At 33.8% G+C, this 21568-nt stretch carries 23 protein-coding genes; 13 read left to right on the forward strand and 10 right to left on the reverse strand.

Translation table 11 applies throughout. The annotated features are described in order from the left end of the window. Nucleotides 1–59 precede the first annotated feature (59 nt). The 4 genes from Q0857_RS09180 (at nucleotide 60) to era (ending at nucleotide 3754) form a co-directional block, all read left to right on the forward strand. The gene (locus Q0857_RS09180) at nucleotides 60–1106 is read left to right on the forward strand and encodes a sugar kinase (protein ID WP_298534170.1); all 1047 of its coding nucleotides are present in this window, start codon (nucleotides 60–62) and stop codon (nucleotides 1104–1106) included. Between the two features lie 90 nt (nucleotides 1107–1196). Beyond that, nucleotides 1197–1865, forward strand: a complete 669-nt coding sequence (locus tag Q0857_RS09185) for a bifunctional 4-hydroxy-2-oxoglutarate aldolase/2-dehydro-3-deoxy-phosphogluconate aldolase (protein ID WP_298534172.1) — start codon at nucleotides 1197–1199, stop codon at nucleotides 1863–1865. A gap of 180 nt (nucleotides 1866–2045) precedes the next feature. Further along, nucleotides 2046–2747 carry an FKBP-type peptidyl-prolyl cis-trans isomerase gene (locus tag Q0857_RS09190; protein ID WP_298534174.1) on the forward strand — a complete coding sequence of 234 codons (702 nt, stop codon included), beginning with the start codon at nucleotides 2046–2048 and terminating at the stop codon, nucleotides 2745–2747. Between the two features lie 125 nt (nucleotides 2748–2872). Continuing rightward, nucleotides 2873–3754 carry a GTPase Era gene (era, locus tag Q0857_RS09195; protein ID WP_298534175.1) on the forward strand — a complete coding sequence of 294 codons (882 nt, stop codon included), beginning with the start codon at nucleotides 2873–2875 and terminating at the stop codon, nucleotides 3752–3754. 13 nt (nucleotides 3755–3767) lie between these two features. Here era and Q0857_RS09200 read toward each other — a convergent pair whose 3' ends face one another. Further along, nucleotides 3768–4274 (reverse strand): GTP-binding protein, encoded by a 507-nt coding sequence (locus tag Q0857_RS09200; protein WP_298534178.1) that lies wholly within the window; start codon nucleotides 4272–4274, stop codon nucleotides 3768–3770. Nucleotides 4275–4438: 164 nt separating this feature from the next. Here Q0857_RS09200 and der point away from each other — a divergent pair, with 164 nt between their 5' ends. Together der and Q0857_RS09210 are read left to right on the forward strand one after the other, a co-directional pair. Continuing rightward, the gene (gene der, locus Q0857_RS09205; RefSeq protein ID WP_298534180.1) at nucleotides 4439–5743 is read left to right on the forward strand and encodes a ribosome biogenesis GTPase Der; all 1305 of its coding nucleotides are present in this window, start codon (nucleotides 4439–4441) and stop codon (nucleotides 5741–5743) included. A 61-nt stretch (nucleotides 5744–5804) separates the two neighbouring features. Beyond that, nucleotides 5805–6992 (forward strand): DUF6786 family protein, encoded by a 1188-nt coding sequence (locus tag Q0857_RS09210; RefSeq protein WP_298534183.1) that lies wholly within the window; start codon nucleotides 5805–5807, stop codon nucleotides 6990–6992. A 13-nt stretch (nucleotides 6993–7005) separates the two neighbouring features. Here Q0857_RS09210 and Q0857_RS09215 read toward each other — a convergent pair whose 3' ends face one another. From Q0857_RS09215 to Q0857_RS09235, 5 genes are all read right to left on the reverse strand, one after another. Then, nucleotides 7006–7845, reverse strand: coding sequence for a YgcG family protein (locus Q0857_RS09215; protein ID WP_298534186.1), 840 nt, complete (start codon nucleotides 7843–7845; stop codon nucleotides 7006–7008). 8 nt (nucleotides 7846–7853) lie between these two features. Then, nucleotides 7854–8291: a TPM domain-containing protein gene (locus tag Q0857_RS09220; RefSeq protein ID WP_298534188.1), complete on the reverse strand. Its 438-nt coding sequence runs from the start codon at nucleotides 8289–8291 to the stop codon at nucleotides 7854–7856. A 1-nt stretch (nucleotide 8292) separates the two neighbouring features. Beyond that, complete coding sequence (locus tag Q0857_RS09225) at nucleotides 8293–8907, reverse strand: LemA family protein (RefSeq protein WP_298534191.1); 615 nt, start codon at nucleotides 8905–8907, stop codon at nucleotides 8293–8295. A gap of 93 nt (nucleotides 8908–9000) precedes the next feature. Next, nucleotides 9001–9333 carry a MerR family transcriptional regulator gene (locus Q0857_RS09230; RefSeq protein ID WP_298534194.1) on the reverse strand — a complete coding sequence of 111 codons (333 nt, stop codon included), beginning with the start codon at nucleotides 9331–9333 and terminating at the stop codon, nucleotides 9001–9003. Beyond that, complete coding sequence (locus Q0857_RS09235; protein WP_298534196.1) at nucleotides 9333–10304, reverse strand: M23 family metallopeptidase; 972 nt, start codon at nucleotides 10302–10304, stop codon at nucleotides 9333–9335. Before Q0857_RS09235 ends, Q0857_RS09230 begins: the two co-directional genes overlap by 1 nt. A 221-nt stretch (nucleotides 10305–10525) precedes the next feature. Here Q0857_RS09235 and alaS point away from each other — a divergent pair, with 221 nt between their 5' ends. From alaS to Q0857_RS09250, 3 genes are all read left to right on the forward strand, one after another. Then, nucleotides 10526–13138: an alanine--tRNA ligase gene (gene alaS / locus Q0857_RS09240; protein WP_298534197.1), complete on the forward strand. Its 2613-nt coding sequence runs from the start codon at nucleotides 10526–10528 to the stop codon at nucleotides 13136–13138. A 3-nt stretch (nucleotides 13139–13141) separates the two neighbouring features. Then, on the forward strand, nucleotides 13142–14116 hold the full coding sequence (locus Q0857_RS09245) for a GSCFA domain-containing protein (protein ID WP_298534199.1): 975 nt from the start codon (nucleotides 13142–13144) through the stop codon (nucleotides 14114–14116). 429 nt (nucleotides 14117–14545) lie between these two features. Further along, complete coding sequence (locus Q0857_RS09250; RefSeq protein WP_298534201.1) at nucleotides 14546–15172, forward strand: DUF4230 domain-containing protein; 627 nt, start codon at nucleotides 14546–14548, stop codon at nucleotides 15170–15172. On the opposite strand, the gene Q0857_RS09255 is transcribed toward Q0857_RS09250, so the two are convergent. Then, nucleotides 15155–15460, reverse strand: coding sequence for a rhodanese-like domain-containing protein (locus tag Q0857_RS09255; RefSeq protein ID WP_298534204.1), 306 nt, complete (start codon nucleotides 15458–15460; stop codon nucleotides 15155–15157). The two genes, Q0857_RS09250 and Q0857_RS09255, sit on opposite strands and share 18 nt — an antisense overlap. Before the next feature lie 116 nt (nucleotides 15461–15576). Here Q0857_RS09255 and Q0857_RS09260 point away from each other — a divergent pair, with 116 nt between their 5' ends. Next, nucleotides 15577–16326 (forward strand): enoyl-CoA hydratase/isomerase family protein, encoded by a 750-nt coding sequence (locus Q0857_RS09260; protein WP_298534206.1) that lies wholly within the window; start codon nucleotides 15577–15579, stop codon nucleotides 16324–16326. Nucleotides 16327–16369: 43 nt separating this feature from the next. Here Q0857_RS09260 and Q0857_RS09265 read toward each other — a convergent pair whose 3' ends face one another. Next, on the reverse strand, nucleotides 16370–18124 hold the full coding sequence (locus Q0857_RS09265; RefSeq protein ID WP_298534208.1) for an aromatic amino acid hydroxylase: 1755 nt from the start codon (nucleotides 18122–18124) through the stop codon (nucleotides 16370–16372). Between the two features lie 162 nt (nucleotides 18125–18286). On the opposite strand from Q0857_RS09265, the gene Q0857_RS09270 reads away from it, so the two are divergent. Beyond that, a complete protein-coding gene (locus tag Q0857_RS09270) occupies nucleotides 18287–19390 on the forward strand; it encodes a bestrophin family protein (protein ID WP_298534210.1) in 1104 nt (367 codons plus the stop codon). A 31-nt stretch (nucleotides 19391–19421) separates the two neighbouring features. Here the strand turns inward: Q0857_RS09270 and Q0857_RS09275 are convergent, their stop codons facing one another. Beyond that, nucleotides 19422–19991: a DUF4136 domain-containing protein gene (locus tag Q0857_RS09275; protein WP_298534214.1), complete on the reverse strand. Its 570-nt coding sequence runs from the start codon at nucleotides 19989–19991 to the stop codon at nucleotides 19422–19424. Between the two features lie 119 nt (nucleotides 19992–20110). Beyond that, nucleotides 20111–20278 carry a DUF5522 domain-containing protein gene (locus tag Q0857_RS09280; protein WP_298534216.1) on the reverse strand — a complete coding sequence of 56 codons (168 nt, stop codon included), beginning with the start codon at nucleotides 20276–20278 and terminating at the stop codon, nucleotides 20111–20113. Nucleotides 20279–20327: 49 nt separating this feature from the next. Between Q0857_RS09280 and Q0857_RS09285 the strand changes: the two genes are divergently transcribed. Both Q0857_RS09285 and Q0857_RS09290 read left to right on the forward strand, forming a co-directional pair. Next, nucleotides 20328–20672: a hypothetical protein gene (locus Q0857_RS09285; protein WP_298534218.1), complete on the forward strand. Its 345-nt coding sequence runs from the start codon at nucleotides 20328–20330 to the stop codon at nucleotides 20670–20672. Beyond that, on the forward strand, nucleotides 20656–21564 hold the full coding sequence (locus Q0857_RS09290; protein ID WP_298534220.1) for a 1-aminocyclopropane-1-carboxylate deaminase/D-cysteine desulfhydrase: 909 nt from the start codon (nucleotides 20656–20658) through the stop codon (nucleotides 21562–21564). Before Q0857_RS09285 ends, Q0857_RS09290 begins: the two co-directional genes overlap by 17 nt. Nucleotides 21565–21568 lie beyond the last annotated feature (4 nt).

A 21568-nucleotide genomic window follows, 5' to 3' on the forward strand; every position in this document is an offset into this window, starting at 1 on the left:
GCTTAACTGCTTAAACGTTTAATCAACTCTTAAAATTAACTAAAATAAGAATTAAAAAAATGGGTAAAGTAGTAACGTTTGGAGAAATCATGTTAAGATTAGCTCCTCAAGGATTTTTAAGGTTTTCGCAAGCAAATAGTTTTGATGCTATTTATGGTGGAGGAGAATCAAATGTAGCGGTTTCATTAGCAAACTATGGTGTGGATGTTGATTTTGTAACACGTTTGCCAAAAAATGATATTGGAGCATGTGCGATGATGGAGATGCGTAAAAGAGGCGTTGGTGTTGATAAAATTGTTTACGGTGGAGACCGTTTAGGGATCTACTTTTTAGAGACTGGAGCCGTTTCTAGAGGCTCAAAAGTTGTTTATGATAGAGCACATTCAGCAATGTCTGAAATTGAATCTGGAATGATAGATTGGGATGCTGTTTTTGACGGATGTGAGTGGTTTCACTGGACAGGTATTACTCCTGCTATTTCTCAAGGTGCTGCCGATGTATGTTTAGAAGCTGTAAAAGCGGCTAGCGAAAAGGGTATAACAATTTCTACAGATTTAAATTACCGTGCTAAGCTATGGAATTTCTGTGATGCGGCTCATAGAGAAGCAATCATGACCGAATTAACATCTTATTGCGATGTTGTTTTAGGAAATGAAGAAGATGCTGAAATGCACTTTGGTATTAAGCCAGAAGGGATTTCGGTTCAAACTCAAGGACACGATGTTAAAGCTGAAGCATTCTTATCTGTTTGTCAACAAATGATGGAAAAATTCCCAAGAGCTAAAAAAGTAATTACGACGTTAAGAGGTTCTATCTCTGCATCTCACAATACTTGGGCTGGTGTATTATATGACGGGAAGAAAATGTATGAAACACGTCAATACCAAATTACAGATATCGTTGATAGAGTAGGTGGTGGTGATTCTTTCATGGGAGGATTAATCTACGGATTATTAAAATACCCTGAAGATGATCAAAATGCACTTGATTTTGCAGTGGCTGCATCTTGTTTAAAGCACACAATTAAAGGTGATGCGAACTTAGTAACAGTTTCTGAGGTAGAAAAACTAATGGGAGGTGACGCGTCTGGACGTGTTGCTAGATAATATAAGTGTTTAATTGTTGATCTGTTGAATCGCTGATGATTTAACAGTTCAACAACTTACACAAATCAACAATTAAACATTTTTAATAAAATGGCACAATTTTCAAGATTAGAAGTAGCACAAGCTATGAAAGACACAGGAATGATTCCTTTGTTTTTTAACAATGATATAGAATTAAGTAAAAAAGTATTGAAAGCTTGCTACGATGGTGGAGCACGCTTAATGGAGTTTACAGCCCGTGGTGATTTTGCTCACGAAGTTTTTGGAGAACTAACTAAATATGCTATTGCTGAATTACCAGGAATGATTATGGGGGTAGGCTCTGTAACTGATGGTGCTGCAGCTTCATTATATATGGCTTTAGGAGCAAATTTTGTTGTTACTCCCGTGCTTAGAGAAGATATTGCAATAGCTTGTAACCGTAAAAAAGTATTATGGTCTCCTGGATGTGGAACCTTAACTGAAATCACTAGAGCTGAAGAACTCGGGTGCGAAATAGTAAAATTATTCCCTGGAGATATTTACGGGCCCCAGTTTGTAAAAGGAATTAAAGGGCCACAACCTTGGACAAGTATTATGCCTACAGGAGGAGTTTCTCCTACTGAAGAGAATCTAAAAGGATGGTTTGATGCTGGTGTAACTTGTGTTGGTATGGGATCTAAATTAATTTCGAAAGAGATTATTGCCAATAAAGATTATGCAAAGTTAGAGGCAGATGTAAAAGCGGCTCTAGCTATTGTTAAAGCAGTTAGAAAATAGTTAAACAAATTTTTTTATACAATTAAGAGTTGCATTTATGTGACTCTTTTTTTTGTTTTATATTTCAATAATGATGTTATAAATAAGCTGTTTTTCAATTGTTTGGAGTCCTATTATTTTTTTCTTTTTTTACTCACTATAAATTTGTTACTTTTGGCGACGTATAAAAAATATGTAATAATGAGAATAATGAAATTTTTAAGTCTAGTAACAATGGTTTTACTAGTGGTATCGTGTAATAAAAATGGTGTAGCAAAAAAAGAATTGAAAACGGAATTAGATTCTGTAAGTTATGCTATAGGAATGGATGTTGCCAGAAATGTGAAAACTAGTTTTGATGAATTTGATCATGATTTATTTATTCAAGGTTTTACAAACGTTTCTGACTCTTCTGATATTCTTTTAGAACAAGCTGATGCACAAAAAGTGGTTCAAGCTTATTTTCAAAATAAGCAAAAAGAAGCTGCTGCTGAGCGTCAAGCACAAGGTGAAAAGAATAAAGCAGAAGGAATTGCATTTTTAGAAGAAAATAAAACTAAAGATGGTGTTCAAACTACAGAAAGTGGTTTACAATACATTGTTTTAAAAGAAGGATCTGGAGATAAACCATCAACTGATTCTAGAGTAAAAGTACACTATCACGGAACGTTACTTGACGGAACTGTTTTTGATAGTTCTGTTGATAGAGGTGAGCCAGCTGAATTTGGAGTAACTCAAGTTATAAAAGGATGGACTGAAGGATTGCAATTAATGTCTCCAGGGGCTAAATATAAATTTTTCATTCCTCAAGAATTGGCTTACGGAGCTAACCCAAGACCAGGAGGAGCGATTCAACCTTATGCTGCTTTAATCTTTGATGTAGAGTTAATAGAGATAAATTAATGGCATATAGCATTAGAAATATACTAAGCAGGAAGTTTTCTTCCTGCTTTTTTTGTTTCCATTATTTTGAGATAGAATAAACAATCAAATTGTAACTTTGCAATTCAGAATTAATAGAAAAGTAAATGAGTCATAAAGCAGGTTTTGTAAATATAATTGGAAATCCAAATGTTGGAAAATCCACCTTAATGAATGCTTTTATAGGTGAAAAATTATCTATAATAACTTCAAAAGCGCAAACTACTCGGCACAGGATTTTGGGTATAGTTAATGGAGACGATTTTCAAGTTGTTTTAAGTGATACACCAGGAATTATAAAACCAGCATACGAACTTCAAGAGTCTATGATGGGGTTTGTAAAATCGGCCTTTGAAGATGCAGATGTGCTTATTTATATGGTAGAAATTGGAGAACAAGCATTGAAAGATGAGGCCTTCTTTAAAAAGATTACAAGTTCTAAAATCCCTGTTCTATTACTATTAAATAAAATAGATAATTCTGATCAAGGACAATTAGAAACTCAAGTACAGTTTTGGGCGTCAAAAGTTTCTAATGCAGAGATTTTCCCAGTATCAGCGCTTGAAGGCTTTAATGTTAAAGAAGTTTTTAACCGTATTATAGAATTGCTTCCCGATTCACCACCATTTTACCCTAAAGACCAGTTAACAGATAAACCCGAACGCTTTTTTATTAATGAAACGATAAGGGAAAAAATTTTAATGCATTATAAAAAAGAAATCCCGTATGCTGTAGAAGTTGATACAGAGGAATTTCTTGAAGAAGATAATATTATTAGAGTACGATCAGTAATAATGGTAGAACGTGAAACCCAAAAAGGAATCATTATTGGGCATAAAGGCAGTGCTTTAAAACGCGTTGGTGTTGAAGCTAGAAAAGATTTAGAAACTTTTTTTGGAAAACAAATTCATATAGAATTGTATGTTAAAGTTAATAAAAACTGGCGCAGTAATCAAAACCAACTAAAACGTTTTGGTTATAATAATTAAGGTGTGCTAAGAATTAGGGCAGGTTTTTTTCATATAATATTTTGTTCATAAAACCATTAAGTGCATGCATTTCTTGTTTGCTTGATGCTTTTCCAATACTTCCTGCAAAGTATAATGCTAACCAGATTACAATCATAAGCACCATCAAACTTACCTGCAGTGCTACATTTTTATCTAGTGTCCATTCACTATATCCCCATACTCCTAAAACAACAAAGGCAGTACCTACTAAAAAATGAAAAAATATAAACATCGTCCATACTGTGGGATTTGGCCCGAATAGACCATGAACTATACTATTGTTGTCATCTACCTTATTAACTTCAAGATGTAACTGAGGAGACCAAAATGTTTGTTTTTCTCTAGGAAATTTGATGAATACATGGTCGTCAACCTGAGTTATAATAAACTCTGATTGAGTAGTTTTTGCATTTTTAAAATCACTTAAAACAGCTTGATTATAACGTTCTATTTTAATTTTAAAACGCGGACGTAAAACAATATCATTAGATAATGCCATGAGGTTTGGTTTAGGTTATTAAAATACTATTTTTTTTAATAGGGATAAATTTTATTCTTTATTCTATAAAAAGATGAGGCATTCAGTATATTTTCTATTTTTGCAAAAGTTTTCAGGTAGCGTTAAATGAAACGTTTTTAGCCTGTTACAATTAAAAATATAATATGAGTAATATAGTAGCCATTGTAGGGAGACCAAATGTTGGAAAGTCAACATTTTTTAATCGTTTAATTCAAAGACGAGAAGCCATTGTTGATGCCGTAAGTGGGGTTACTAGAGATCGTCACTACGGAAAAAGTGATTGGAACGGAAAAGAATTTTCTTTAATTGATACTGGAGGATACGTTTTAGGAAGTGATGATGTATTTGAAGCTGAAATAGACAAGCAAGTAGAACTAGCTATTGAAGAAGCTGATGCTATAATTTTTATGGTAGATGTAGAATCTGGAGTTACTGGAATGGATGAAGACGTTGCTAAACTACTTAGGCGCGTTAATAAACCTGTTTTTCTTGTGGTTAATAAAGTTGATAATGGTAAACGTGCTGAAGATGCTGTTGAGTTTTACTCGTTAGGACTGGGAGAATATTATACCATAGCGAGTATAAATGGGAGTGGAACAGGGGAGTTATTGGATGCTTTAATCGAAGCATTGCCTGAAAAAGAAGAAGTTGTTGAGGAAGAATTACCACGTTTTGCTGTGGTTGGACGTCCTAATGCAGGGAAATCTTCATTTATTAACGCTTTAATTGGAGAAGATAGATACATTGTTACCGATATAGCAGGAACAACTAGAGACTCTATTGATACAAAGTATAATCGCTTTGGTTTTGAATTTAATTTAGTTGATACTGCAGGAATAAGAAGAAAATCAAAGGTTAAAGAAGATTTAGAGTTCTATTCTGTTATGCGCAGTGTTCGTGCAATTGAGCATGCCGATGTTTGTTTACTTGTGCTCGACGCTAATAGAGGTTTTGATGGGCAAGTACAAAATATTTTTTGGCTAGCAGAGCGCAATCGAAAAGGAATTGTGGTTTTGGTTAATAAATGGGATTTGGTTGAGAAAGATCATAAATCCATGAAGGAATATGAAAAAGCGATAAAAAAACAAATGGAACCTTTTACAGATGTTCCTGTAGTTTTTATTTCGGCTCTTACTAAGCAACGCATTTTTAAAGCCATTGAAACAGCGGTTGAGGTTTATAAAAACCGCAGTAAAAAAATAAAAACAAGTGAGCTAAATGATGTTTTACAACCCATTATTGAAAGTTATCCGCCACCAGCATATAAAGGCAAGTTTGTGAAAATAAAATATATTATGCAGTTACCAACGCCACAACCACAATTTGCGTTTTTCTGCAATCTACCGCAATATATAAAAGACCCTTATAAGCGCTTCTTAGAGAATAAGCTTAGAGATAATTTTGGTTTTAACGGCGTACCGATAAGTGTATACATGCGCAAGAAGTAACTTTTTTTTGAAATTTGTATATTCATTGTGTTTTAATAGATAATTAATTATACTAGTACAAATGAAAAAATACAGTTTATTTTTAATTGCTTTATTCTTGGGATTTCAAGTGTCTTGTCAGGAATATCCAGAAGGAACTTTTGGTAACGATTTGAAGTTTTTAAAGCAAAAAACAAATCCTATTGTACTAGAAGATGGAGTACGTCAAATTATAATATCTCCTGAATATCAAGGGCGGATTTTAACCGCAACAAGTAAAGGGAAAAGTGGTTCAAGTTACGGTTGGTTTAGAAAAGCATTGATTTTAAGCGACAGTGTTAATCAGAATAAAAGTGGTTTAGGAGGAGCAGGACGGCTTTGGTTCGGCCCAGACCAAGGACCGAATACCTTGTTTTTTAAGATTAATCCAAAAACAGGAAAAAAAGAACATGGAGCTCCTAAGGATTTAAATGAACTAGAGTTTAAAGTTTTAAAGCGAAATGAAAGTTTAGTTTCCCTTGGTGAAAAGTTACATTTAAAAAATTTAAAGAATACAGAGTTTTATATTGATGTTAAGCGAGATATTAAATTATTGAAGAGGTCTTTAATTGAGAAAAAATTGGGGATAACGCTAAATGATAATTTATCTTATGTTGCGTTTAAGGCTGAAACATCTATGCAAAACATTGGTGAAGAAAATTGGTCTAAAGAGAAAGGTCTAATATGTTTATGGGAATTGGGCTGTATGCACCCTTCTGAAAAAACTACAGTTGTTATTCCTTTAAAAGGAAAGGTAGACGAAGCCACTGTTTATTTTACGCCTTTAGATAGCACAAGAATTGATATTAAAGAGAATATACTTTATTATAGAGCAGATGCTAATTATCTTAATAAAATAGGAACACTTCCTGAAAACTCTTTGGAGTACTTTGGTAGTTATAGCCCAGAATTAAACTTACTAACTATTGTTAGGTATAGTTTTAATGCGAATACGATGGACTATGTAAATGCTCATCCTGTAAGTGTTAAAGATCAGTATAGGGGAGATGTAATTAATGTTTTTAACGATGGCAAATTGGGAGATATTGGCCCTTTCGGTCCTTTCTATGAATTGGAAACGTCTTCACCTGCTGTAGCACTTAAAATGGGAGAGAGCTTAAGTCATAGTCATGAAACATACTATTTTGAAGGTTCAAAAGAAGACTTGAATCCTATAGCAGTACGAGTATTAGGGGTTAATTTAGATGTTATTGAAAAGGCACTTCCTTAACAAGAAAGGCGTTTTACCAACCTCCAGATGCACCTCCGCCTCCAAAGCCACCTCCGCCGAAGCCACCACCAAAGCCGCCTCCGCCTCCAAAGCCACCACCAGAGCTGCCGCCCCAGCTACTAGAACCTCCATTATAATTACCACGTCCCATATTACTTAATATAATGGCATCCCATATGTCCATACCTCCAGAACGATTACCTCTGTTTCCTCCACCTCCGCGTTTATTTTTGGAAATGGATATCATAATAATTATGAATATAATAATCAGAAAAAATATAAATCCAACGGGCAGTCCATTTTCTTGTGATTTTCGAGAACCTTTATACTCGCCATTTAGAACTTCAAATATGGCATCCGCACCTCTGTTTAATCCGCCAGGGTAGTCATTTCGTTTGAAATAGGGTATGATGTCACGCTCAATAATACGCTTGGATAAAGCATCGGTTAGTAAGTGCTCTATGCCATAACCCGTATTAATTGCAATTCTTCTATCATCTTTGGCCAGCAGAATTAAAATACCATTATCCTCTTTTGCTTGTCCAATACCCCATTCATGCCCCCATTGCGATCCAAGGTAATTAATGTTTTCTCCATTGGTAGAGTTTATAATGGCAACTACAATTTGCGTTGAGGTCGTGTCAGAATACTTAACAAGCTTCTGCTCTAAATTACGCTTTTCATGTACTGAAAGTAAGTTGGCATAATCATAAACACTGGTTTGAAATTCTGGTACTTCAGGAATTTTAAACTGAGCAAAAGAAAAATGTAGTGCACAAACAATTAGAAAGAAAGAAAGGGTGAGCTTGTTCTTTTTAAACACTCTAAAAGTTTTTGCATTGGTATATTCCATGTTAAATATTACCCTTTAGAAATTTCGTTAGTGAGTTCGTTGGTATCATCATCCATAAATGGGAAATACTCTTTTAAACGATCTCCAGACCTTAATATACCTTGAACTAACCCGTCTTTAAATTCTCCTTTTTTGAAATGTAACTGCATGAGATCTTTGGTGCAATCCCAAAAATCATTTTCAACGACTTCATTGATACCTCTATCACCATAAATAACAAAGGTTTTATCTTCAACAGCTACATAAATTAAAACGGCATTCTGAAGTTTAGTGTTATCCATTTTTAGAATGTGGAATAACTCTAGAGCACGATTAGCTGCGTTGCCCTTACAAGTCTTTTCTAAGTGAACACGAATTTCTCCAGAAGTATTTAGTTCTGCCAAACGAATGGCTTCAACAATATCTTGCTCTTCCTTCGTAGTTAGAAAATCTTCAATTTTCGACATTCTAAAACTCTACTTTTGGCGCATTTTCACTCCCTGGAGCACTTTTAAATCTTGCCATTTCCTCAAAGCCGAATAAATTAGCTAATAATTTTCCAGGAAATTTTGTAGTGTGTTTATCATAAACATTAACAGCGTCATTAAACCTGTTTCTTTCAACATTTATTCTGTTTTCTGTGCCTTCCAATTGTGATTGCAGCTCTAAAAAGCCTTTGTCAGCTTTCAATTCAGGATAGCGTTCCACGGTTACAAGAAGTCGCGATAAAGCGCCACTTAACCCTTGTTGAGCTTGTTGAAATTGTGCCATTTTCTCTGGCGTTAAATCATTAACATCTATGGTGGTTTTAGTAGCCTCAGATCGCGCTTTAATAACACCTTCTAAGGTTTCCTTTTCATGAGCTGCATATCCTTTAACTGTAGAAACTAAGTTTGGAATTAAATCTGCGCGTCGTTGGTAAGCACTTTCAACATTCGACCAAGCCGTTTTTGCATCGGCTTCATACTCAACGGCAGTATTGTTGAAGGTATAGGCATAACTACCACCAATAAGAACAATAACTATAAGACCTATTATGGCAATTGCTCCACAACCTAATCCCGCGATTACTCCTTTTTTCATAATTTATTTGTTTAGTTAGTTTTATTTATTACGTATGAGACACAATTACTTAAAAAAAGTTACATTAACAAACAGAATTATTGTGTATCTCACTTATTTTAAATGTTCTTTTATTTTAATGAGTTGACTTTTTACATCTTCAAGTTTACTAACAATTTCAAAATTATTAAGTGTTTCCTTTTTACCTTCTTTTAAGTGAATTTTGGCACCTTCAAGAGTAAAGCCTCTTTCTTTAACTAAATGAAAAATCAATTTAAGATTTTTTATGTCTTCTGGTGTAAACTTGCGATTGCCTTTTGCGTTTTTCTTTGGTTTTAAAACATCAAATTCTTTTTCCCAAAAGCGTATTAAAGAAGTGTTTACATTAAATGCTTTGGCAACTTCACCAATTCCATAATATCTTTTTTCGGGTAAATCTATATGCATTAATCTAGTGATTGATTTTCTAAAGTGGCATGCTCCAATAATTTATTGAATTCTTCGGCCGTTAAACTCCCATAGTAGAAGTTAATGGGGTTAATAGCGCTTTTGTCTTTATGAATTTCGTAGTGTAAATGAGGGGCTTGAGAGCGTCCTGTGCTTCCCACAAAACCAATTAAATCACCACGCTTTACTTTTTGATTTCGTCGCACATTATATTTATACAGATGCGCATATAGACTCACATAACCATATCCATGATCTATTCTTATATGCTTGCCATAGCCAGAGGAATTACTGTCTGCTCTTGTAACAACACCATCGCCACTAGCGTAAATTGGTGTACCTCTAGGTGCGCTAAAATCCATGCCCTTATGCATTTTTCGTACTTTTGTAAATGGATCTGAGCGCATACCATAACCAGATGCCATTCTGGTTAAATCAGCATTGTTTACGGGTTGAATAGCAGGAATTGCGGCTAATAATTTTTCTTTTTCTTCCGCAAGTTTAGCAATCTCGTCAAGTGATTTCGATTGTACTACAATCTGTTTTTGTAAAATGTCTAAACGTTTATTGCTTTCAATAATTAACTTGGAATTGTCAAAGCCTTCCAAGTTTTTATATCTGTTAATACCACCAAAACCAGCTTTTCGCTGTTCTCCAGGAATTGGATTGGCTTCAAAATATACCCGATATATGTTATTGTCTCTATCTGCAATATTTTCAAGTACAGCCTCAGCATGCTCCATTTTCTTATTAAGCAATTCAAATTGTAATTGCGTGTTTTGTAATTCTCTTTTCAAGGCACGTTCTTTGGGCGATTCAATATATTGACTACCAACAAAAACAAAGATAAATGCAAAAAAAGCTGCTGCAGATAGAAAGATTAAGGCATACTTGAAAGTAGTACGCTTTTTGCGTTCTATTTTTCTATACGATAGCGTATCAGAATCGTAATAATATTTTACCTTACTCATTACTTAAATTATACTATTTTTGCTGAAAATTAAAGCTTATGAATGGCTTTAATTTAGTAAGTAAACGAACAAACCTACAAAAAAATTATTATTCAATTTTTGATAATATTGAGGTTATAGTTAAATGCTGTCCGAAATTTAAAATAAATTTGCAGCGTAAATATAAAAATTGTTTCGCATTAAAGCATAACTATGGGAAACAACATTTTTAAAAGTAATACATGAAATCACAAGAAATTCGCTCTAAGTTTTTAAGTTTTTTTGAAAAAAAGAAACACGGTATTGTGCCTTCTGCACCTATGGTTTTAAAAGATGATCCAACACTTATGTTTGTAAACTCTGGAATGGCACCTTTTAAAGAGTATTTTTTGGGAAATGCAGAACCTAAAACGAATAGGATAGCAGATAGTCAAAAATGCTTACGCGTTTCAGGGAAGCACAACGATTTGGAAGAAGTTGGGTATGATACATATCATCATACGTTATTCGAGATGCTTGGGAATTGGAGTTTTGGCGATTACTTTAAAAAAGAAGCGATAAACTGGGCTTGGGAATTACTTACGGAGGTTTACGGTATAGATAAAGATATCCTATATGTAACGGTTTTTGAAGGTAGTGATGAAGACGGTTTAGGATTGGATACTGAGGCTTATGATTATTGGAAAACATTAATTTCTGAAGACCGCATTTTAAAAGGCAATAAGAAAGATAATTTTTGGGAAATGGGTGATCAAGGACCATGCGGACCTTGCAGTGAAATACATGTTGATATTCGTTCAGCCGAGGAAAAGGCAAAAATACCAGGGAAGGATCTCGTGAATATGGATCATCCGCATGTTGTTGAGATTTGGAATTTGGTTTTTATGCAGTATAACCGAAAAGCAAATGGGGCACTTGAGGCTTTGCCAAATAAACATATTGATACTGGTATGGGGTTTGAGCGCTTATGTATGGTATTACAAGGGGTTCAATCTAATTATGATACCGATGTTTTTATACCACTTATTAGAGAAATAGAAACCATATCTAATAAGCCTTATGGGAAAGACGAAAAAGTAGATATTGCTATTCGTGTAATTTCAGATCATGTTAGGGCCGTTGCGTTTTCAATTGCCGATGGCCAGCTGCCAAGTAATACTGGAGCGGGATATGTTATACGACGAATTTTGCGTCGTGCTGTACGTTATGGTTTTACATTTTTAGATAAGAAAGAGCCTTTCATATATAGATTAGCAGATGTGTTGAGTAAAAAAATGGGAGAAGCGTTCCCAGAATTAAAAACTCAAAAACATTTGATTGAAAATGTTATTAAAGAAGAAGAACAGTCCTTTTTAAGAACTCTAGACCAAGGTTTGGTATTATTAAATAAAATTGTTCAGGAAACTAAAGGAGATGTTGTTTCTGGCGAAAAGGCTTTTGAGCTTTATGATACTTATGGTTTTCCCATAGATTTAACAGCTTTAATTCTTTCTGAAAAATCTTTAAAGTTGGATGAGGAAGGATTTCAAAAGGAACTTCAGAAGCAAAAAAGTCGTTCGCGAGCTGCAAGTGAAATGTCTACTGATGATTGGACTATTCTATCTGAAGATAATCAGGAAGAATTTGTTGGATACGATACGCTTGAAGCTAATGTAAAACTAACGAGATACAGAAAAGTAACCTCAAAAAAGGATGGTGATATGTATCAATTGGTGTTTAATTTAACCCCATTTTACCCAGAAGGAGGTGGTCAAGTTGGTGATAAGGGGTATTTAGAAGATACACATGGTGATGTAGTTTATATCTTAGATACTAAAAAAGAGAACAATGTTATTATTCATTTTGCTAAAAATTTACCAAAGCATTTAGAGGAAACATTTAAAGCTGTTGTTGACGCAAAACAACGCCACAGGACAGAATGTAATCATACAGCTACTCATTTATTGCATCAAGCATTAAGAGAGGTTTTAGGAACTCATGTTGAACAAAAAGGAAGTGCGGTACATTCAAAGTATTTGCGCTTTGATTTTTCACATTTTTCAAAGTTAACTACTGAAGAACTTAGAGATGTGGAGCAATTTGTAAATCGAAGAATTGAGGGGAAATTACCTCTAATTGAAAAGCGAAATATGCCTAAAGAAGAAGCTATGGCTGAAGGCGCTATGAGTTTATTTGGAGAAAAGTATGGTGATACGGTTCGCGCCATTCGTTTTGGGCAATCTATTGAGCTTTGTGGAGGAACACATGTAAAGAATACGTCAGATATTTGGCATTTTAAAATTGTTTCAGAAGGTGCTGTTGCTGCAGGGATAAGGCGTATTGAAGCGATTTCTAACGATGCTGTGAAGGATTTTTATTTTGAAAATAATCGTGCCTATTTTGAAATGAAAGATTTACTTAACAATGTTAAAGAACCAGTTAAAGCGCTTCAAAGCTTACAGGAGGAGAATACATCTCTTAAAAAGCAGATTGAAATGTTATTAAAAGATAAAGCAAAGCATATTAAAGCAGAACTAAGAAATGAAATAGAAGATGTAAGCGGTATTAATTTCTTGGCCAAAAAGCTCGATTTGGATGCTGGAGGTCTTAAGGATGTTGCTTTTGAATTAGGAAGTCAATTTGATAATTTGTTTTTACTTTTTGGAACAGAACAAAAAGGTAAAGCTTTACTTTCTTGCTATATTTCAAAAGGACTTGTTTCAGAAAAAGGTCTAAATGCAGGTCAGGTAGTAAGAGAATTAGGTAAATATATCCAAGGTGGTGGTGGCGGACAACCATTCTTTGCCACTGCAGGGGGCAAAAATCCTGCTGGAATTGAAGAAGCACTGAAAAAGGCTAAGGACTACCTTTTGTAATAAGTGGAGCTTCAAACTAAAATACCATTAGGAAGGCAGTCTGAAAATCAAATAGATTACGACTCTAGTGTACTTTTAATTGGCTCGTGTTTTTCTGATAATATTGGAAAAAAACTAGAGTATTTTAGGTTTAAAAATTTTCAAAACCCTTTTGGAATATTATTCCATCCTAAGGCCATTGAAACCTTAATAAAACATGCTGTTTTAGGAAAAACGTATTCAGAGGCAGATGTTTTTTTTCATATTGAGCGATGGCATTGTTTTGATGTTCATTCTCAGCTAAGTAGTGCTTCGAGGGAGGATCTGTTGAGGGCTTTGAATAAGCAGGTTCGGTTAACACAGCAGCAATTAAAGGAATCTACTCATATTGTCATAACTTTAGGAACAGCTTGGGTGTATCGATTTACAGGAACATCACAGCTTGTTGCTAATTGCCATAAGATTCCTCAAAAAGAGTTTCAAAAAGAATTATTATCAATTGATACTATTTGCCAGTCTTTGGAGAAAATGATTGAATTAATAAGGCGTGTAAATTCAAATGCATCCCTTGTTTTTACCGTGTCACCAGTTAGACATTTAAAAGATGGTTTTGTTGAGAACACCCAAAGTAAGGCGCATTTAATTTCGGCTATTCGCCAAGTGTTAAGTCAGAATACGCCGGTTGGTAATCAAAAAAACACATATTTCCCATCGTATGAATTGATGATGGACGAACTTCGGGACTATCGCTTTTATAAAGAGGATATGATTCATCCCAATGATTTGGCAGTAACTTATATTTGGGAAAAATTTAAATCTTCATGGATTTCGGAAACAGCTTATGAGACTATTAGAGAAGTTGACAGTATTCAGAGGGCACTATTGCACAAACCATTCGATCCTAATTCTGAGACACATAAAAAATTTCTTCTAAATTTAGAAGTTAAAATAAAACGGCTTCAACTCAAATTCACTCATATTAGTTTTGAAAATGTGTGATTTAGTATAATGACTCCGTTTTTATAAAGGCTATATTTAAGGTGTTAACTTTTAATCTTTTATAATAACACTTTATCGATAAATTGATAGTTTATTTGTGAATAATTGTAGTTTTAAAATGCTATTAATCAGTTCATATAAAAAAGCATCTATTGTATTAATCAAGAAAATGATTTACAAAGGTGCTTTTTTTTTGTCTATTTTGTAATACAATGTGAAAACGTATTAACTCAAATAAGCAGTTAGGAAATAATATGAATTTAAAGGTTGTTTAACCTTGTTTTAATGCTTGAAATTAATTTCTATTTTATATTTTGTGGCGTTAGTTTAAATTACATTGGTTAGGCTCCTTATGTCGGAGAAACTGATGTTTTTTTGTTTTAAAGCAAAAAGTAAACTAAAGCTGTAAAATTATTTCTAAATTGCTGCATGCGAAAAATCCTTTTTGGTGTTGTTATCACTTTAATTATTCTATTTTCTTTTAAATATTGTGAAGAAAAAAAAGAAAATAATATAGAACTCATTGAGAACTCTGCTCTCATTCAAAAACAAATAAAGAACGTTGGAAAACTAATTGTTACTGAAGGGCATTTTAGCGAGGTTTTTAATTATAAAAATTCAAAAGATATATTCGGGGATTATTTTACATCGGATAAAAAAGCACTTGTTATAGTTAATGCAGATGTTACCATTGCCTATGACTTAAGTAAAATTGAGTTTGATGTAGATGAAGTCACCAAAACGTTAACGATTTTAAACATTCCTGAAGAAGAAATTAAAATAAGTCCAGATTTTGAATATTATGATATTCAAGCTGATTTTTTAAACCCCTTTGAGGCAAAAGATTATAATGCGATTAAGAAAACGGTAAGGACCTCGTTGAAAAGAAAAATTGAAAATTCAGATTTAAAAAGCAATGCTCAGAATAGGTTAATCAGCGAGTTGTCAAAATTTTACATTCTTACAAGTTCGCTAGGTTGGACTTTAAAACATAACGAATCTTCAATTAATACTATTGAAGATATGAGTCGTTTAAAACTAGAACTTGCTTTTTAAACTCGTCCATCCGCCACCATTAATAGCTTTTATGCCTTGAGTCTTTAAGATTGAAGCAGCCTTTGCCGAACGTATGCCGCTTGCGCAACATGTAATTACAGGTTTTTTGAGGTCCTGAATGTCTTTAATCTTAGATTTTAAATTATGAAGAGGTATATTTTCAGACCCTTTTATTGCACCTAGCTTATACTCTTCATCGGTACGCACATCAATAACGATAGCACCTGCTTTTAGAAATGATTTTATTTTATCTGTTTTATTGCCAAATAATAAACTAAAAAATCCCATTGTTTATCTTTTTTTACAAATAACAACAATCTATTAAGTTTAGCATATAACATGCGTTACTTTAGTTTTCGGTTTGTAAATTTTTGTATATTCACTTTAATTAATTTTACTAGAATATGGAGCCATATGTTACCTTAAATATAGAGAATAAAGTTGGTTATGTTGAGTTTTTTCATCCTAATAGAAACTCAATGCCAAGTAGCATTTTAGCATTGTTAACGCAAACAATTAAAGAAGCAGGTAATGATGAAAATATAGAGGTTGTTGTTTTAAAAAGTGGAGGTGATAGAACGTTTTGTGCTGGGGCTAGTTTTAATGAAGTGATTGCTATTGAGGATGAGGATTCTGGAAAAACTTTTTTTTCGGGATTTGCAAATGTTATTAATGCAATGCGTCAATGTCCTAAGTTAATCATAGGGCGTATTCAAGGTAAAACTGTTGGTGGGGGAGTTGGTTTGGCTGCTTCTACCGATTATTGTATGGCTACTAAGTATGCATCCATTAGGCTTAGCGAATTGAGCATTGGTATTGGTCCTTTTGTAATTGAACCGGCTGTATCTCGAAAAATTGGACTTACTGCGATGTCTCAAATGACAATTGATGCTGAAACCTTCTTTTCTGCTGATTATGCTAAAGAAAAAGGCTTGTATGCCGATGTTTTTGAAACTACTGAAGAATTAGATGAAGCTGTTAAAGCTTTGGCAGAAAAATTGGCTGGTTATAATCCAGACGCTTTAAAAGAGATGAAAACTGTTTTTTGGGAGAATACAAGGCATTGGGACAGCCTACTGGAAGACCGAGCAAAAATAAGCGGTAAATTAGTGTTAAGTGAATTTACTAAGAAGACTTTGAAACGATTTAGGTAAAAGTGCTAGTCAGAATCTTTTAAATAATGTTAGTGGTTTATAATTATATTTCAACTTTTTCATCAACAATTTTTAATCCGTCATCTATAAGTTTGCCCAGTTCAGGTCTATTCTGTTTTAGGTTTTCTAAATGATTCAATACTTTTTCACATAGTTTAGACTCGTTTCCCATATGTGCCAATTCATAAAGTTCGACGGAAAGTAACCAATCATTTGTATGTTTTTCAATAAGTTGTTCTAGTACTTTGGTTCTTGAAATAGTTCTATTTTTATTATTTCTATAATCTCTTATTTGTTGGTATAAGCTTTCAAGTTCAATCCGTGCATCAGATTTTTTCACATGTACGGTCTCAGAGGATGGCTTATGAGTAATCAAGCTAAAACTGCTCAAATCTGCCGGTCCGGAAAAAGCTGAAACAATGTCTTTACCCACAGCCATGTCATAATTGCCCCAATGAGGCTTAAATAAAATTTGGTTGTTGTAGGTTACTGTGCAGTTTTTAAAACTAATTAGAATTATTTTACCTTGTAAGTTTCGTTTTCCAGTTATAATTTCTCCAGAAACAGATACGCCACCTTCAAACTCAAGAGTCACAGTTTTTTCCTCATAAATGTTATATGCAGCCAAATCCCTAGGACTCATGTCTTCAATAGCCAAATTAATGCCTTTTAGTTTCCCAATAGGAGAGCCAAACCTTTTGTTGTGTGTTTTAGTTCCGTGACCAACAAGTTCTTTTTCACGGTAAGCCAAGGCTGTATTATTTAAAGTTTGAATATATACTGGTTTCCCATCATACTCTATAACCTTTGAAAAAATACCAGAGATTTGAAGTCCAGTACTAAGTTCAATAGATCCTAAAGCCTTCGATTCTATAAGTTTATTGACTCCAGAAAGACCGCCTTTTCGCAAACTCATAGTATTCGCAAACTCTTCTAGAATTAAGCTTAAATGGGCAAAATCAGGAGTTACGTAAAGCTGGGGTTGTGGTTTTGTAATATCAAAATTTTTATAGGTCGCATTAATGGTATAAGGTAGTTTTTTAACCTCTGTAGTCATACACCATACACTTTCGCCTATTGAAGATAATAATCCAGCGCCATAAATTTTAGGGTTTGTTACCGTGCCAATTAATCCATATTCAACCGTCCACCAATGTAGATTCCTTATAAGTGCCATTTCACTTGGCTCTCCCATATTTTGTTGTAAGGTTTCAACTTTTTGTTCTGCTGAAATTATATCTGTTTCATTTGAATTTGGAGCTTCTTTAATGATTGATAAGTATCTAACAGCCTCATACAGTTCATAATCTTTTGCTGATGAAATGGCTTTACAACCTATTTCTCCAAATCTTCTCAAATATTCGGCGTATTCAGGGTTTGCTATAATGGGCGCGTGCCCCGCTCCTTCATGAATAATATCAGGAGCAGGGGTGTATTCAATATGCTCTAATTGTCTAATATCACTCGCTATAACTAAAACATTATATGCTTGAAACTCCATGAAGGCGTTTGGAGGAATAAACCCGTCTACGGCAACTGCTGCCCAACCAATATCTTTTAAAATACGGTTCATGCCGTACATATTTGGAATATTATCAATTGAGATTCCCGTTTGCTTTAATCCTTTGAGATATGAATTATGCGCAACTTGACTTAAAAAGTTCACGTTTTTTCGCATAACATAGCGCCATACTGCTTGGTCTATAGACGAATAATCTTTATAGTTTTGGGGTTTTATAAATTGTTTTAAATGTTCTGGAAGTCGATTCAAAACAGCATTTGATTCTATAGTACTCATGTTAAAAATAAGTTTCAGAGTTATGCTTAGTAAAAATACGAAATATCGACCGATTTATATATTTCATTGAGGATTGTTTAATATAATAACATTAAACAATAGTCTAGTTGAATATTAATTAAATAATTCAATATATTTATAACTCAAATTTGGTTATTATATATGTACACGAAACGTATTTTTCCAGTTAGAGTAGTTGTTAAATGGACTCTTCCTCATATTTTGCTTTTTCTTTTTTTACCAGTTATTCCAGTTTTTCTTTTTGATGTTTTAGAGCTCAAATGGCTCCATGCACCTTGGTTACCATTGGGAGTTCTAGGTACTGCTGTAGCCTTTATAATTGGTTTTAAAAATAACGCTTCTTATGATAGGTTATGGGAAGCTCGGAAAATTTGGGGAGGAATTGTAAATGCATCACGTTCTTGGACTGTTATGGTGAAAGATTTTATAACGAATGACTATAGCATAACGGACTTATCGGCCAATGAACTACAAAGTGTAAAGCGAGAGATGGTGCACCGTCATATTGCCTGGTTAACAGCCTTAAGATATCAATTGAGGGAAGATAGAGCTTGGGAGATGCATTTGAAAAGGGGAAGAACTAATTTAGGTTTTAAAGCTGCCCATTATAGGATAAGAGAAGAAGAAATCTCATTAGAAGAAAAACTAAAGAAATACTTATCTGAAACTGATTATAATGCTATCATTTCTAAAGGTAACAGAGCGTCTCAGATCTTGGGTATTCAGTCAAGGCGTTTAAAAGAGCTCATGGAACAAGGTCTGATTGAAGATTTTAGGCATATGAAAATGGCTAATATGATCGCGGAATTTTATACCCTCCAAGGGCAATGCGAACGTATTAAGAACTTTCCCTACCCAAGGCAGTTTGCAACATTAAACTATTGGTTTGTTTGGATTTTTATTTTGTTACTTCCCTACGGAATTATGTCTGAATTTGACGTTTTTGGGGCAGAGATTTTTATGCTTTTAGATAAACACCCCATTCAAGATTCAGCTATACATGAATTACAAGAGTCTATGGCACGACATTTCGTTTGGTTCACTGTGCCTTTTAGTGCTATGCTTTCATGGGTTTATCATACTATGGAAATGATTGGAGAACATACTGAAAACCCTTTTGAAGGTGGTCCAAATGATGTGCCAATAACAGATTTAAGTAGAAGTATTGAGATTGATATCAGGCAACTTATTGACGACACTGATATTCCTGAACCCTATGTTTGGATAAATGATATTGTGATGTAAAAAAAGGACTTTTTTGAGTTATTTCTTTATTCTATTGTTTGGGTTCTGGAGGATACTTTGCAAGAATTTTAGAAACAAATTCTTTTATAAGAGCGTCTTTTTTCTCCATTTTTCTGCTAAGATAACCTGTACCAACACCTTGCCATACCAATTCTTTTTTCTTAGCGTCTAATAAGTCTATAAACAATTGACCTTGGGTACTGGTTGAAACACTTGGTTGATTCCAACCCCATCCCCAACCAGGACCATAATAACCTCCATAAGGGCCCCAGCCACCCCAGCCCCAGCCGCCATAACCCCAGGAGTTGTTATAAACATCAACACGTTGTTGTGAAGCTGTAAATAGGCTAATTAGTAAATCAGGGTTTTCAGATTTGGTCATGCCTTTGTTTAAAAGTTCGGCTTCAATAGCTCGTAATATTCTTCGTTTATCAAGATCGCTAATTTCAGCCCGATCAATACCAGTTTTAAAAAAAGCAAAGGTTTTATACTCGTTAAACTCTACATTGGTGTCGTAATCTGCAGCAACACTTACAGAGCTACAAGAGTTGAATGAAATGAGAACGACAAAAAGGAATGCTACTTTAATTAAATTTTTCATAGTAAAAGTTATTTAGTACTTTTTGTTTTTTAAAGCTTTATTAATTAATGTTTTAACGATGATTAAGAGATTAACATGTCTCAAAAATCATACCAAAAAAACTTAGCTTGCAAACCTTATTACGGCTTTTTTATGGAGTTTGTTTTCTTATTATAGCCATAAGGACAATGTCTGCAACCACTCTCGCAACAATAACCTCTTTTTAAATGGTATTTTTCTGTAAAACAGCGGTAGCCTTCTGGCGTAAGGTAGTAGTCACCTTCTTCAATGGGGATTGTCTTTTTCATTATTGACAAAGATAAAGTAATTTGGATTGATTTTTGAAAGCGATTAAGTATGATTTTTATTTCAAAATTTTTGGTACCTAAAGGCTATTTGGGGATGACTGTTTTTCCTTTTGTTTTTCTAAAGTATAATCGATTGAAGAAGGATGTTATTTTAGTTAATCACGAAAAGATTCATTTGAGACAGCAATTAGAGTTATTGGTAATTCCTTTTTATGTTGTTTATCTATCAGAGTTTATAGTGAGATTAATTCAGTTTAAAAATTGGAATTTAGCTTATAGAAATGTTTCCTTTGAGCAAGAAGCCTATATTAATGAATCCAATATAGAATATCTCAAAAACAGGAAATTTTGGAGTTTTTTAAAGTATCTTCGTAATCATGATATTCAAGCCTGAGAATAGTGTAATTCAGCAAATTACTCTTCCTAATAAAGATGTTGAACTCTTTATAAAACGAGAAGATAAAATACATGAATTTGTTTCTGGCAATAAATACAGAAAATTAAAATACAACTTACTTGAGGCTAAAACCCGTGGTTTTAAAACTTTGTTGACTTTTGGCGGCGCATATTCAAATCATATTGCAGCTGTGGCTTCAGCGGGACTTGGTTTTCAATTCAAGACTATAGGAGTTATTAGAGGTGAGGAATTAGAAAGTGAAATCTCAAATAATCACACGTTACGTTTTGCAAAGCAAAATGGGATGCAGTTCAAATTTGTGTCAAGAGAAGTTTATAGAAATAAGACTTCTGAATCATTTATAAATGAGTTAAAAAATGAGTTTGGCGATTTTTATCTTATCCCTGAAGGAGGCACGAATGCATTAGCTGTAAGGGGTTGCGAAGAGATTTTAGTTGATATTAATGGTCGTTATGACTATGTATGTTGCGCTGTAGGAACAGGCGGTACTATTTCTGGACTTATTAATTGTTCAAAACTTCGTCAACAAGTTTTAGGTTTTCCTGCTCTAAAAGGTGGCTTTTTACAACAAGATATTAGTAACTTTGTAGAACAGACCAATTGGGAATTAATAACAGACTATCATTTTAGGGGATATGCTAAGGTAAACGAAGGTTTAATAAAGTTTATTAATCAATTTAAGAAAGAGCATGGAATTCCTCTAGATCCGGTTTATACAGGTAAAATGATGTTTGGAATATTTGATTTGATTCAAAAGAATTATTTTCCAGAGGGGTCTAAAATACTAGCAATTCATACAGGGGGTTTACAGGGGATTAAAGGTATGAACGCCAAATTAGTAAAAAGGAATTTACCAATTATTATTTAAAGCA

This window comes from uncultured Algibacter sp. (assembly GCF_947495925.1).
Lineage (GTDB): Bacteria > Bacteroidota > Bacteroidia > Flavobacteriales > Flavobacteriaceae > Algibacter_E.